Annotated in this window: 16 protein-coding genes; 9 read left to right on the forward strand and 7 right to left on the reverse strand. The window is 73.2% G+C overall.

Annotated features, from left to right (window positions below; translation table 11 throughout):
• Positions 1-84: 84 nt before the first annotated feature.
• The 7 genes from ACSMXO_RS20060 to ACSMXO_RS20090 all read left to right on the forward strand — a co-directional run bounded on the left by ACSMXO_RS20060 (position 85) and on the right by ACSMXO_RS20090 (position 6641).
• On the forward strand, positions 85-882 hold the full coding sequence (locus ACSMXO_RS20060; RefSeq protein ID WP_455418920.1) for an SAM-dependent methyltransferase: 798 nt from the start codon (positions 85-87) through the stop codon (positions 880-882).
• Between the two features lie 135 nt (positions 883-1017).
• Positions 1018-2103 carry a trypsin-like serine peptidase gene (locus ACSMXO_RS20065; RefSeq protein WP_346263130.1) on the forward strand — a complete coding sequence of 362 codons (1086 nt, stop codon included), beginning with the start codon at positions 1018-1020 and terminating at the stop codon, positions 2101-2103.
• Positions 2103-2522, forward strand: coding sequence for a hypothetical protein (locus ACSMXO_RS20070; RefSeq protein ID WP_455418921.1), 420 nt, complete (start codon positions 2103-2105; stop codon positions 2520-2522). Before ACSMXO_RS20065 ends, ACSMXO_RS20070 begins: the two co-directional genes overlap by 1 nt.
• A gap of 149 nt (positions 2523-2671) precedes the next feature.
• Positions 2672-3667: an ABC transporter ATP-binding protein gene (locus ACSMXO_RS20075; protein WP_455418922.1), complete on the forward strand. Its 996-nt coding sequence runs from the start codon at positions 2672-2674 to the stop codon at positions 3665-3667.
• Entirely contained in the window at positions 3664-4503 is an 840-nt protein-coding gene (locus tag ACSMXO_RS20080) for an ABC transporter permease (RefSeq protein WP_455418923.1), read from the forward strand. The genes ACSMXO_RS20075 and ACSMXO_RS20080 overlap by 4 nt, the downstream gene beginning before the upstream one ends.
• 27 nt (positions 4504-4530) lie before the next feature.
• Positions 4531-5961, forward strand: a complete 1431-nt coding sequence (locus ACSMXO_RS20085) for a sensor histidine kinase (RefSeq protein ID WP_455418924.1) — start codon at positions 4531-4533, stop codon at positions 5959-5961.
• Between the two features lie 53 nt (positions 5962-6014).
• Entirely contained in the window at positions 6015-6641 is a 627-nt protein-coding gene (locus tag ACSMXO_RS20090; protein ID WP_346263158.1) for a response regulator transcription factor, read from the forward strand.
• 79 nt (positions 6642-6720) lie between these two features.
• Here the strand turns inward: ACSMXO_RS20090 and ACSMXO_RS20095 are convergent, their stop codons facing one another.
• Genes ACSMXO_RS20095 through ACSMXO_RS20115 form a run of 5 tightly spaced genes read right to left on the reverse strand, consistent with a single transcriptional unit; the run spans position 6721 to position 9176 of the window.
• Positions 6721-7323 (reverse strand): hypothetical protein, encoded by a 603-nt coding sequence (locus ACSMXO_RS20095; RefSeq protein WP_455418925.1) that lies wholly within the window; start codon positions 7321-7323, stop codon positions 6721-6723.
• A gap of 22 nt (positions 7324-7345) precedes the next feature.
• Complete coding sequence (locus tag ACSMXO_RS20100; protein WP_455418926.1) at positions 7346-7897, reverse strand: DUF6286 domain-containing protein; 552 nt, start codon at positions 7895-7897, stop codon at positions 7346-7348.
• Position 7898: 1 nt separating this feature from the next.
• A complete protein-coding gene (locus tag ACSMXO_RS20105; protein WP_455418927.1) occupies positions 7899-8438 on the reverse strand; it encodes a hypothetical protein in 540 nt (179 codons plus the stop codon).
• Positions 8435-8929 carry an Asp23/Gls24 family envelope stress response protein gene (locus ACSMXO_RS20110; protein ID WP_455418928.1) on the reverse strand — a complete coding sequence of 165 codons (495 nt, stop codon included), beginning with the start codon at positions 8927-8929 and terminating at the stop codon, positions 8435-8437. The genes ACSMXO_RS20105 and ACSMXO_RS20110 overlap by 4 nt, the downstream gene beginning before the upstream one ends.
• Before the next feature lie 58 nt (positions 8930-8987).
• The gene (locus ACSMXO_RS20115; RefSeq protein WP_455418929.1) at positions 8988-9176 is read right to left on the reverse strand and encodes a hypothetical protein; all 189 of its coding nucleotides are present in this window, start codon (positions 9174-9176) and stop codon (positions 8988-8990) included.
• 147 nt (positions 9177-9323) lie between these two features.
• On the opposite strand from ACSMXO_RS20115, the gene ACSMXO_RS20120 reads away from it, so the two are divergent.
• On the forward strand, positions 9324-9920 hold the full coding sequence (locus tag ACSMXO_RS20120) for an MBL fold metallo-hydrolase (RefSeq protein WP_455418930.1): 597 nt from the start codon (positions 9324-9326) through the stop codon (positions 9918-9920).
• A 54-nt stretch (positions 9921-9974) separates the two neighbouring features.
• Here the strand turns inward: ACSMXO_RS20120 and ACSMXO_RS20125 are convergent, their stop codons facing one another.
• Complete coding sequence (locus ACSMXO_RS20125) at positions 9975-11345, reverse strand: MFS transporter (RefSeq protein ID WP_455419264.1); 1371 nt, start codon at positions 11343-11345, stop codon at positions 9975-9977.
• Between the two features lie 313 nt (positions 11346-11658).
• Positions 11659-11895 (reverse strand): hypothetical protein, encoded by a 237-nt coding sequence (locus tag ACSMXO_RS20130; RefSeq protein ID WP_346263141.1) that lies wholly within the window; start codon positions 11893-11895, stop codon positions 11659-11661.
• Positions 11896-12051: 156 nt separating this feature from the next.
• Between ACSMXO_RS20130 and ACSMXO_RS20135 the strand changes: the two genes are divergently transcribed.
• Positions 12052-13164, forward strand: coding sequence for a geranylgeranyl reductase family protein (locus tag ACSMXO_RS20135; RefSeq protein WP_455418931.1), 1113 nt, complete (start codon positions 12052-12054; stop codon positions 13162-13164).
• The last annotated feature ends 22 nt before the right edge of the window (positions 13165-13186 follow it).

Genomic DNA, 13186 nt, shown 5'->3' on the forward strand with positions numbered 1-13186 from the left:
ACACGCAACCGTGTCGCGGGTACGATGTCGATCTCGTCGCGCACCGTCTTGCGCCGGACGGTCCTCTCGCATTGGAGCCTGGCCATGGCCGACCTGGATCCCGAGCTCGCTGCCAGGTTGCAGTTCGAGGTGCCGCACGCGGCGCGGATCTGGAACTACTGGATGGGCGGCAAGGACAACTTCCAGGCCGACCGGGCCGCCGGGGCCGCCGTCGCAGAGGTCTACCCGGAGATCGTCGTCATGGCCCGGCAGTCCCGGCGCTTCCTCATCCGGGCCGTGCGCTACCTGGCCGCCGAGGCGGGCGTCCGGCAGTTCCTCGACGTCGGCACGGGCCTGCCCACCATGCAGAACACCCACGAGGTCGCCCAGCAGGTCGCGCCGGAGTCCCGGATCGTCTACGTCGACAACGACCCGATGGTGCTGGTGCACGCCCGCGCCCTGCTGGCCAGCACCACCTCCGAGGGGCTGACCAACTACGTGCACGCCGACTACCACGATCCGGAGAGGATCCTCGCGAAGGCGGCCGAGGCGCTCGACTTCCGGAAGCCGGTCGCGGTGATGTTCATGGGCGTACTGGGCTACGAGCCCGACCTGGACGTCGTACGCTCCATCGTGGGCCGGATACTGGAACCCGCCGCCTCCGGCAGCCACCTGGTGCTCTGGGACGGCAGCGACACCAGCCCGGCGGTGGTCGACGGCGCCGACAAGCTGGTGGAGAGCGGCGGAGCTCCCTACATCCTGCGCAGCCCCGAGCAGCTCACGAGTTGCTTCGAGGGCCTGACCATGGTCGAACCCGGCCTGGTGCCGATCACGCAGTGGCGCCCGGACGACGCCGAGGCCGAGCACATCGACGCCTACGGCGCGGTGGCCCGCAAGCCCTGACCGAGGTCCCCGGCGGCCCGGGGGAGTTTTCCGACACTGCCATTCTGGCGACAGAACAATATGAACATTCCTCGATAGCTTCGGTGTGGCACTCGAGAGCCGGTCCTGATTTGCTTCGCATCAGATGGGACATCCATGCGACTACGACCATCTCTTCGGACCACCACCGCGACGATCGTCATCCTGGCCGCCACCGTCCTGTCGTCGACGCTGACGACCGCGGGCGCCGCGGCCGCACCCGTGGACCCGGCCGGGGTCAGCTCGACGTCGGTCACGCTCAGCCCGGAGGCCGCCGCGCTGGGCAGCACTCCGGAGATCGCCCTCGCCCGGTTCTGGACGAAGGAGCGCATCGCCGCGGCCAGGCCGGCCGACAACGGCGTCTCGCTCGCCGAACTCCGCAAGACCGCGCAGAGTTCCGTACTCGGTGAGACCGCCGTGGCCGGTCTGCCGCCGCGCGCCGCCGCGACCAACCTGCACGGCCAGTCCGGTGCCGGGCCGGCCAAGGCCGCCCGGGGCGACGCGTCCGTGATGGCGGGCCCGACCGGTACCTCCTGGCCGTGGCGGCACGACTTCGTGTCGCTGACCAACGGCAAGGTGCTCTACGAGCACAACGGAGGGCTCTGGCACTGCTCGGGCGTGGTCGTCAGCAGCGAGGCCCGCAACACCGTGTTCACCGCGGGACACTGTGTGCATGAAGGCTCCGGCGGTGGCTGGCAGAACACCAACTGGACCTTCATCCCGGACTACTACTACGGGGACCGGCCGCTCGGCACCTGGACCGCCCGGGAGTTGTGGTCGCTCAACGGCTGGATCAACGACGGCGACCGGGCGTACGACGTCGGGGTCGCGGTGATGCACCTGAACGCCGGGCGCCGGCTCGCCGACGTCACGGGCAGCCAGGGCATCCGGATCAACGGGCCGTCGACCCCGTCGGTGTGGCACTTCGGGTTCCCGCTGAACTCCCCGTTCGACGGCGAGGACCTGATCACCTGCGACGGCGCGACGTCGCTCCGGTACGTCCTCTGGGGCGACCTCAAGCTGGCCTGCACCATCCAGGGCGGTGGCAGTGGCGGCGCCTGGTTGGCCGACTTCAACGGTGACTCGGGCTACACGATCAGCGTCAACAGTTACCACGTCGGCAACGACCTGACGCAGATCTACGGGCCGTACTTCGGTGACGGGGTCTCGAACCTCTACGCTGCGGTGCGTAATCTGAGCTGATGCGTTCCGTACGCCGCCGGGTTGCCGCCATGGTCGTGCTCTCGACCGTGGCGGCAACGCCGGCGGCGTGTGCGGGCGCGGACCGCAGCGGCGGCGGGCCGGCCTCGTCCCGGGTGGTTCCGGCGCTGAGCCTCACCCTGGAGCGCAGTCCGGCACCCGGCGACCGCGAACTGCGGATCCGGGTGGCGATGTCGGCGCTGGCCGACGGCATCGACCGGGTCGAGCAGCGCCGCGACGGTGACCAGGTGGGCCTGCTGGTCTGGGTGCGGGAACGGGCCCCGGGCCCGGCCGAGGAGGTGCCGAACTCGGCGCGGGTCGAGAGCACCGCCGTACCGCTCGGCGCGCCGGTCGGCACCGCCCGGGTGGTCGACCTGTCCACCCAGCCGCCGCGGCCGGTCCCGGTGGTCCCGGCCGGCTGACCGTCGGCGCCCGCCGGTGGCGGCACCGGGCGGCTGCCGTCACCGCGCTGCCCGACTGACATTCGTCACGGGTGCGACCGGGTGCGCTGCACGGAAAGCGGTGATCGGTGGCACTGCCGACGGTGACCGGTGTCCCGAAGAATCGAGCCATGAACCAGACGATGACGGCCACCGACCCGGGACTCGCGCCGCCCGACCCGACCGTCGTCCAGGTCAGCGACCTACGACGACGGTACGGCGGCAGCGGCGGCTTCGAGGCGGTGCGCGGGGTCTCCTTCTCGGTCGGCCAGGGCGAACTGTTCGCGCTGCTCGGCACGAACGGTGCGGGCAAGACCTCCACCCTGGAACTGGTCGAGGGGCTGGACCGGCCCAGCGGCGGCACGGTCCGGGTCTTCGGGCGGGACCCGTACCGGGACCGGGCGGCGGTGCGGCCGCGCACCGGGGTGATGCTCCAGGAGGGCGGCTTTCCCGCCGACCTGACCGTGGCGGAGACCGCCCGGATGTGGGCCGGTACGCTGCCCGACCCGCAACCGGTCGACCGGGTGCTGGAGCTGGTGGACCTGCGCCACCGGGCGCGTACCCAGGTCAAGCAGCTCTCCGGCGGCGAGCGACGCCGGCTCGACCTGGCGATGGCCATCCTCGGCCGGCCGGACGTGCTCTTCCTCGACGAGCCGACCACCGGGCTGGACCCGGAGAGCCGGCACAACACCTGGCAGTTGGTCCGGGCGCTGCTCGTCGACGGCCTCACGGTCCTGCTCACCACGCACTATCTCGCGGAGGCGGCGGAACTCGCCGACCGGCTGGCGATCATGCACCAGGGCCGGATCGTCACGGCCGGTACCGTCGCCGAGGTGGTGGCCGCGCACCCGGCGCGGATCAGCTTCGCGCTGCCGGACGGGCTCGACCCGGCGGAGTTGCCGGCGCTGCCCGGGGCCCAGTCGCCGCCGGCCGGTGCGCCGGCCGCGCCCTCCGGCCGGCTGACCCTCTACACCGACGCGCTGCAGCCCGCGCTGACCACGCTGCTGGGCTGGGCCAACGGGCGCGGCCTGGACCTGGCCGGGCTGGACGCCCGGTCCGCGTCCCTGGAGGAGGCGTTCCTCGCGGTGGCGCATTCCGGTGGATCGGTCGAGGAGGAGGTCCGATGACGGCACCGGCGGAGGTGACCAGTGGCGGCGGCCCTCTCCGGCGGCTCGGGCTCGGCCCGGTGAGCCTGCGCCGGATCGGCGCGCTCGGCCGGGCGGAACTGGTCCTGCTGCTGCGCAACAGGACCGCCGCGACCACCGCGCTGCTGCTGCCGCTGGCCACGGTGGGGCTCTTCTCGACCTTCCTCAGCGGCGACGGGCACGTCTCCACCGGAGCGCTGCTCGCCACCAGCATGTTCGGCTTCGTCCTGCTCTACGTCGTCTACTACAACCTGGTCACCACCTACGTCGCCCGGCGCGAGGAGCGGGTGCTCAAGCGGCTGCGTACCGGGGTGGTCACCGACGGCGAGATCCTGGTCGGCACGGCGGTCCCGGCCCTGGTGCTGGCCCTGGCCCAGGTGGTGCTCACCGTCGTCGCGGCGACGGTCTTCTTCGACCTGCCGATGCCGGTCAACCTTCCGCTGCTGCTCCTCGCGGTCCTGGCCGGCGGTGCCGTCTTCGTCCTGCTCGCGGCCGCGTCGTCGGGCTTCACCAGGACGGTGGAGACCGCACAGATCACCACGATGCCGGTGCTGATCCTGTCGATGATCGGGTCGGGCTTCACCGGATCGGTGGACTCGCTCCCGGACGGGGTCGCCAGGGTGTTCCAGATGCTGCCGCTGACTCCGGTGCTCGAACTGGTCCGGCTCGGCTGGGTCGGCACCACCGGCGCCGAGGCGCCGCGCGACTTCGTCGGCGTACTGGCCGAGGCGGGGCGACCGGCGCTGATCATACTGTTGTGGCTGGCCGTCGGCGTCTCGGCGACCCGCCGCTGGTTCCGCTGGGACACGCGACGCTAGTCCAGGTCGGACGCAGGGAGGTCCCGGATGCGTGAGCTGGTCGGCTGGTGGACCGGACGCGGTCAGCCCGAACGGTTCGACCTGGTCACCCGGGCCACCCTCTATCTGGTCTCGGCGACCGAGCCGATCGCGCTGTTCAACGCGACCGGTGCCGGGTGGCCGACGGCCGGCCGGATCGCGGTACTCGGGTTCGGCACCACACACATGGTGCTCTGCCTGCTCGCCGTACGGGCCGGGGTCGACCACTTCCTCGGCCGCCGGGACCGCCCCACCCGGCTGGTCGTGGCCGCGGGGTGGCTGGCCCTGGTCACCATCGTCGCCGCCGAGGTGACCAACGCCCTGACGGGCGCGCAGCCCGGCTCCGCCGGGTGGACGTTGCCGGTGACGGTGCTGGTCTCGTGCTATTTCCTCGGCGCGCTCTGCACCGTGGCCCCACCCCGGTACGCCTTCGGCGGGGCCGTCGGGCTGGCCGGCGTCGTACTGCTGGTCGGACTGGTCGACCGGGCGCCGGCCGGGTTGCTGCGCTCGTCGGTCTGGGCGCTGTTCTTCGGCTTCCTCGTGCTGCTCTCCACCTTCCGCTGCTCGCTGTGGATGCTCGGGGTGCTCTGGGAGCTGGACCGGTCCCGGGGAAACCAGGTCCGGCTTGCGGTGGCCGAGGAACGGCTGCGGTTCGCCCGGGACCTGCACGACGTACTCGGCCGGAACCTGGCGGTGATGGCGTTGAAGAGCGAACTGGCCGCGCAGTTGGCGAAGCGGGACCGGCCCCGGGCCGTGGAGGAGATGCTGGAGGTGCGCCGGATCGCGCAGGACTCGCTGACCGAGGTACGCGAGGTCGTCCGGGGTTACCGCTCCACCGACCTGGACGCGGAACTGGCCGGCGCCCGCGCCGTGCTCACCTCGGCGGGGGTGCGGTGCCGGGTGTTGGGGGAGGGGCACGACCTGAGCCCGCAGGCGCAGAGCGCGCTCGGCTGGGTGGTCCGGGAGGGCACCACCAACGTGTTGCGGCACAGCGAGGCGTTGACCTGCACCGTCTCGGTGCGCCGGGACCGACCGGCGGCAGACCCGGACCGACCCGGAGCAGCCGACGACGCCTCTTCCCGGTACGCCCCCGATCCGCCCGACGGCGCGTGCCTGGTGACCCTGGTCATGGAGAACGACGGCGTACGTCCCGGCGGCCCGCCGGTGTTCGGCAACGGCCTGCTCGGGCTCAGCGAGCGGCTGGCGCCGTTCGGCGGCCGGGTGACCGCCACCCGACCGGGCCCGGACCGGTTCCGGCTGACCGCACAGTTACCGCTGACCGCGGCGCCGCCGTCCGCCGAGGCACGCTCCGGTGCGGTGTCCGGCGATGCGGTGCCCGCCGAGGCGCGCTCCGGTGCGGTGTCCGGCGATGCGCCGTCCGGCGGGGCCCCGTCCGGCGAGGCGCCCGACTCCGTCCCGGCACAGTGGAGCCGATCGTGACCGGCCGGCCAGGACCGCCGGAGCCGGAACCCGCCGTGCGGGACGGCGAACGGATCGGGGCTGGCTCGCCGGAGCCGATCCGGATCCTGCTCGCCGAGGACGAGCACCTGATCCGTGGCGCCCTGACCGCGCTGCTCGGGCTGCATGACGACCTGGTGGTGATCGGCCAGGCGGCAACCGGTACCCAGGCGCTCTCGCTGGCCCGGGCGCTGCGGCCCGATGTGGCCCTGCTCGACCTGCAGATGCCGGAGCTGGACGGCATCGCGGTCGCCGAGGCGATCCGGGCCGAGGTGCCGGGCTGCCGGACGATGATCGTCACCAGCCACGGCCGGCCCGGGCACCTCAAGCGGGCGCTCGCGGTCGGGGTACGGGGCTTCCTGCCGAAGACGGTCTCCGCCGAGGTGCTCGCCGACGTGGTCCGCAGCGTGCACCGCGGCGGCCGGTACGTCGATCCCCAGTTGGCCGCCGAGGCGATCAGCGCCGGCGACAGCCCGTTCACGCCCCGCGAGGCCGACGTGCTGGAGTTGGCGGCGGACGGCGCCCCGATCGAGGAGATCGCCCAGCGGATCTCGCTCTCACCAGGGACGGTGCGCAACTATCTCTCCTCGGCGGCCGGCAAGGTCGGTGCCGCCAACCGGCACGAGGCGGTGGCCATCGCCCGCCGGTACGGCTGGCTCTGACCCGCCGCGCCGGCACGGTGTTCGGCCACCCGCTCGGCGGTGCGACCGTGGCCGGGTCGCGCAGCCGGGCTGGCCGCGGTCAGTGCACCCGGACCGGGCCGGCGGCGTCGATCCGGGCGGTCACCTCCAGCCGGCGCGGCGCCAGCCCGGAGGTGGCCCGGAACCTCTCGACCGCCGCTGCCACGTGTTCCCGGACGGCGGTCAGCCCGGCCCGGGAGTTGAGCTGCAACTCGATCCAGAGTTCCGGCCGGGGCGCCGTGCCGGCCAGCGTGACCGAGGCCCGGCGGACCTGCGGATCCCGGGCGAGGTCGCGTTCGAGGCCGCGGGCCAGCCGGGCACCCCGGACGCGGGTGGCGCCGGGCAGCGCCGGACCGGCGGCCGCGGTCTGACCGGTGACGGACCGCAGGTCGAGGTCGCCCAGCACCGGGTACCGGCGGGCCCGGAGCACCCGGCCGAGCAGCTTCGACCCCAGCCAGGCGAAGAAGGTGCCGAGCACGCCGAGGATGACCAGACCCCACGGGTCGAGATCGCGCCAGGTGCGGAGCAGACCCGACCAGAGCAGCGGTGCCTGGTTGTCGACGCCGGCCAGGTGTCCGAGGCTGGCGATCAGCCCGACCACGCCGATGGCGGTGAGCACCAGGCCGACCACCGTCCAGAGCACCCGGATGGCGCTGTTCGTCATGCCGGCTCTCCAGGCTGCCGCATCAGCCCTCCACCCGGGGTACGTCGGTCCGTGGCCGGCTGCCCGACCGGATCATCTGCACGCCGACGTGGTCGTGCGGCGAGGCGCCGAGGCGTTCCAGTTCGCGCCGGACGGTGAACTCCACCGCCATGCTGACCGAGGCGTCGCCGACCGCCCGGATCCGGGTCCGCCAGCCGAGGCCCTCGCGGCGGACCCGGGCGCTCGCCGACTCGACTCCGGGTACCGCGTTCGCGGCCGTCGCCAGTTGCCGTTCCACCGAGCGGCGCTGCAGGTGCCAGCCGTCGGCGAGCCGGGTGGGTAGCCGGTCGGGCTTCCAGCGGATCAGCTGTCCCCACAGGATCAGCAGCCCGAGTACGCCGGCGGCGACGATTCCGGTCCGCACCCAGGGATCCTCCAGCCGGGTACCGGTCAGCGTGCGGTACCAGGCCGCCCGGTCGACGACCACCGACTCCCGGTGCAGGGCCACCGCGAAGACCTCCACGATCAGCAGCAGCCCGCCGCCCAGCAGAGCGCAGCCGAGCAGCAGGGCGGCGAGCCGGTTGACCAGGCGCATCTCAGCTCCCGTCCACCGGGACCGGCAGGTCGATGTCGTCGACGACCACCTCCACCGACGGCTGCTGACCGAAGCCGGCCAGTACGCCCCGGACCGCCACCTGGATCTGCTCGGCCACCGGGGCGATCGGCACCGGGCCGAGCCCGACATGCACCTCGACCGGGTCCCCGAGCCGGATGCCGACGACCTTGCCGCCGGGAAACAGGGTGGCCACCTCCACGCCGGTACCGGCGGTCAACCCGGTCACGCCGGGAACCCCGAGTACCGCGTCCCGGATCTTCCCGGCGACCGTGGCCTGGTCGGCGACGGTGACCGGTGCGGCCTCGGGAGCCGGGGTGGCGGTCGCCCGGCCGCTCTCCGGAGTCGCCGTCCCGGTGTTCGGGGCCTCCGCGGTCGCCGGGTTGGTCCGCGGCGAGGTGCGGCGGTTACGGGTGTCGCGGCTGTTCGTCGCGCGGCCGGACTCGGCGGTGGTCCGGCCGTTGCGGCTGGTGCCGCTCTGCACCGCTCGGCTGGTGCCGCTCTTCGCCGCCCGGCTGGTCATTGCGCCCGCTGCTGGCCGTCGTCGCCGTCCTGGTCGCCCTCGACGAAGACGTCGTCGACGTTGATGTTCACCTCGACGACGCGCAGGCCGGTCATCGCCTGTACCCGGTCGACGACGTTGCGGCGTACCGCCTCGGAGACCTCGACGATGCTCTGGCCGTAGAAGGTGACGATGTCCAGGTCGATCGCTGCCTCGCGCTCGCCAACCTCGACGGAGACGCCCTGCCGGATGGTCTCGCTGCCGCCCGGGACGAGACCGCGGAGCTGTCCGACCCGCCGGGCCAGGCCGGCACCCATCGAGCGGACGCCCGGAATCTCCCGCGCGGCGAATCCGGCGATCTTGGCGACCACGCCCTCCGCGATGCGGGTCTTGCCGGACTCGGTGGTCAACTCGGCCCGGGCAGGTCCACCGCCGTCCGGCGTGGCCATCGGGCCCGGCGTGGCCGCCTGTGTCCGGTTGTCGCTCCTGGTGGCGGTACTGCTGTCAGCCATCGCCTGTCCTCATCTCCTGCCGATGCCGGGTCGATCCGGTGCGGGTGGCCTGCACCGCTCAGCGCCGTCGGGACGCGGTCGCCCGGTCGGCCAGGCCGGCAACGCTGAGATCACCGTCGATCACCCGTACGGCGAGCCACCCGAGCAGGCCGGCGAGCACGGCACCCGCCGCCGCTCCGAAGCCGGCGACGGCCCATACCGCCGCGACGAGGAAACCGACGACGAAACCGAACTGTTGGCGTGACATGCGTTCCTCCCCGGCTGGGTGCGGCAGGTCGGCAGTGCTTACACGCTGGGGGAGAACTCGAACCCCGCCGAACCGACGACATATGTGATCTGCGTCACTCCGCGTGCGGTGATCATGAGCGTCCGGGGTGGCGGGTAGCGTGACCGGGTGCGGCTCACCAAGTACACCCACGCCTGCGTACGGCTCGAACACTCCGGCGGGGTCCTGGTCATCGATCCCGGCGTCTGGAGCGAGCCGGCGGCGCTGCGCGGTGCCGACGCGGTCCTCGTCACGCACGAGCACACCGACCACGTCGACGTGCTGCGGCTGGCCGGCCTCGGCGTCCCGGTCTACGCCCCGGCCGGGGCGGACATCCGCGACCTCGACCTGCACCCCGTCGCACCGGGGGAGGAGTTCACCGCCGCCGGCCTGCGGGTACGCGCCTTCGGCGGTCGGCACGCCACCATCTACGGCGGCCAGCCGGACTGTCCCAACCTCGGATACCTCGTCGAGGGGCAGGTCTATCATCCCGGCGACTCGGTGCACCAGCCGGACGTGCCGGTGCAGACGCTGCTCGTACCGGTGCAGGGGTCCTGGCTGAAGACCGCCGAGGCGATCGACTTCGTCCGGGCCGTCGCACCCGAACGGGCGTACGGCATCCACGACGCGCAGGTCAACGACCGGGGGCTGCAGAGCGTGCACGGGTGGCTCGCCGAGGAAACTGGCGGCTGCTACCGCTGGCTCACCCCGGGCGAGACGGCCTGACGCACCACCGCCGGCAGGGCGGTACGCCCGGCAGGCGGACCGGTCCGCCGCTGGTCACCTGGTGCGGCCGGGTCCGGCCGGGGTGCCGGGCCGCTCGGTCCAGCTGTCCACGATCGCCGCGACCAGCGCGACCACGACGAAGCCGATGGTGGCCAGCAGGGCGTCCCGAAACGCCCGCGACCAGCCGTCGTGGGTGGCGGCCAGGGTGCTGAAGAAGATCGCGCCGACTCCGGCGATGCCGGCGGCGGCGCCGATGCGCTGGCCGGTCTGCAACATTCCGGCCGCGCTGCCGGCCTGGCCGACCGGCACCTCGGAGAGGGTGAGGTTCTGGTTGGGCGTGATCACCAGCCCGCTGCCGAGCCCGGCGACCAGCAGCGGCAGGGCGGTCGCCAGCGGCGCGCCGCGCCCGGGCACGAAGTGCAGGGCCAGGATCACGGCGCCGAGTCCGAGCGCCACGGTGGCCAGGCCGATCGCGACCAGCGGCCGGCCGAACCGGTTGACGATCCGGCCGCCGAGTGCCGCGGTGACCGCCGAGCCGAGCGCGAACGGCGTGATCGCCAGGCCGGCCTCCAGGGCGGTGTAGTGCAGCCCGGCCTGCAGATAGAGGGTGAAGAGGAAGAAGACCGCGACGAAGCCGCCGAAGTAGAGCAGCCCGATCAGGGTGCCGAGCGAGTACGACCGGAGCCGGAACAGGGCCAGGTCGAACAGCGGCTCCCGGCGGCGCCGGTACCGCAGTTCCCAGCCGACGAAGCCGAGCAGCACCAGCAGCCCACCCGGGATCAGCAGCCACTTGAGCGGCCCGTGCCACTGCCGTTGTTGCACCAGCGGCAGCAGCAGCAGGACGACACCGAGTCCCAGCAGCAGTACGCCGAACGGGTCGAGATCCTTCCGTCCGGCCCGCCGCCCGGGACCGGCCGGCAGCAGCCGCCAGGCAAAGGCGATCGTGGCGATGCCGACCGGGACGTTGACGAAGAAGACCAACCGCCAGCCGAGATGTTGGCCGCCGAGCTCGATCAGGGCGCCGCCGAGCAGTGGACCGACGCCGGTGGAGATGCCGATGGTGGCGCCGAGCAGCCCGAACGGACGGCCCCGGGCCGCGCCCCGGTATAGCTGCTGGATCAACCCGATCACCTGGGGGTTCACCAGTCCGGCCGCCGCGCCCTGCAGCAGTCTGGCGCCGATCAGCCAGGCCGGCGACTCGGCCAGTCCGGCCGCCGCGCTGGTCAGGGTGAACAGCGCGAGACCGAGCATGAAGACGTTGCGTCGGCCCCGGGCGTCACCGAACCGGCCGGCGGGGACCAGCATCAGGCCGAAGGTCAGCGCGTAGCCGGAGAGGATCCACTGGAGATCGCTCGGGTCGGCGTGGATGGCCCGGTCGATCGAGGGGATCGCGACGTTCACGATGCTCACGTCCAGCAGCGTCATGAACGCGGCGACCAGTCCGATGGTCAGGATCTGCCGGCGCCGCCGGACGGCTGTCCGCTCGTCCAGCCCGGCCAGTGGATCCGGTTCCAGTGTTGCCGGTCCGGCCCGGGCGACCGGGCCGGACCGGCCGGCACGATCCGGTGGATTGCCTTGTGCCGCGCTCAATCGGGCCTCGCTGACTGGTGCCGCGTCCGAGTCGTGGGCCGCGAACGGTGACCACCGGGGACAGACTAGCGCAAACCGCCCCAATGTACGGTCGCTGACCTGCCCGGTGGTTCGTCGTCCCGCCGCCCGGCCCGATCGGCCGGGCAGCTCAGGTGAGCTGCTGCGAGCACCAGCGCGGACCGAAGTCCAGACCCTCCATCGGGGAGTCCTCGCGGTGCAGCAGGTTCTTCTCGCCGAGCACGTGCAGCGGCGTCGTCAACTGGTCCGGTGGCAGGCCGACCTCCTCCGCGATGGCCTCCGGGAACGGCACCTGTCCCCGGGCCTCCAGGGTGGTGACCGCCTGGTACACCCGCTGTTCGATGTCGGTGAGATGTAGCTGTTGCATGGTGACCTCCTCGCCCGCACACCGCGCACGGGCAGTTCGCGAGGCCGCGATTACCCACCGAGACGGCGTTGATGCACTCGGGTAACAGATCCGCCACGATCGTCGGCCGGCGTCCCGTTCCCGGAGCCGACCGGGCGGTCGCCTAGGCTGCTACCCGTGATCTGGGACGTGGCCGTGATCGGGGCTGGACCGGCCGGGCTCTCCGCCGCGTTCGCCGCCGCCCGGGCCGGAGCGCGGACGGTGGTGCTGGAGAAGTCCGAGCACCCGCGCTACAAGACCTGCGGCGGTGGTCTGATCGGCACCTCGCTGGCGGCCGCCGCCGCGCGGATCGAGGTACCCGCCGACGACCGGGTGGACCGGGTGACGTTCACCGCCGACGGCCGGCGGGAGTTCACCCGGCGGCACCGGCCGGGGCAACTCCTCACGATGGTGCGGCGGGAGGAGTTCGACGACCGGCTGCGGGGCGCCGCCGTCGGCGCGGGCGCCGTACTCCGGCAACGGATCGCGGTGCGTGGGATTGAGCAGGACCCCGACGGGGTACGGGTCCGGCTCGCCGACGGCACCGAACTGCGTGCCCGGGTGGCGGTCGGCGCCGACGGCTCGGCCGGGGTCACGGCCCGCCAGGTGGGGGTGGAGTACGCGCAGGTCGACCTGGGGCTGGAACTGGAGATCCCGATCCCCGCCCCGCTCCAGCAGCGCTGGCGCGGCCGGTTGCTGCTGGACTGGGGCCCGCTGCCCGGGTCGTACGCCTGGGTCTTCCCCAAGGGCGACCGGCTCACCGTCGGCGTGATCGCCGCGCGGGGCGAGGGAGAGCGGACCCGGCGCTACCTGCGGCGGTTCGTCGAGCGGCTGGGCCTGTCCGGCCTGGAGCCGGCGCACGACTCCGGGCACCTGACCCGGTGCCGGGCCGACAACTCCCCGCTGCGGCACGGCCGGGTGCTGGTCGCCGGGGACGCGGCCGGCCTGCTGGAGCCGTGGACCCGGGAGGGGATCAGCTTCGCGCTGCGTTCCGGTGCGCTGGCCGGCGCGGCCGCGGCCGGCGGTGACCTCGACGGGTACGTCCGGGCGGTGCACGACCAGCTCGTCCCGCCGATGCGGGCCGGGCACCGGATTCTCGCCGCCTTCTCCCGGCATCCGCAGGTCTTCCACACCGCCCTGGCCACCCCGCCCGGCTGGCGGATGTTCACCGCCTTCTGCCGGGGCGAGACCAGCTTCGACCGCACCCTGGAACGCCGCCGGGTACGCGCCGCGCTGGCTCTGCTCGGCTGACTGACCCGCCCCGGCGGCGCCC

This window comes from Plantactinospora sp. DSM 117369 (assembly GCF_053764795.1).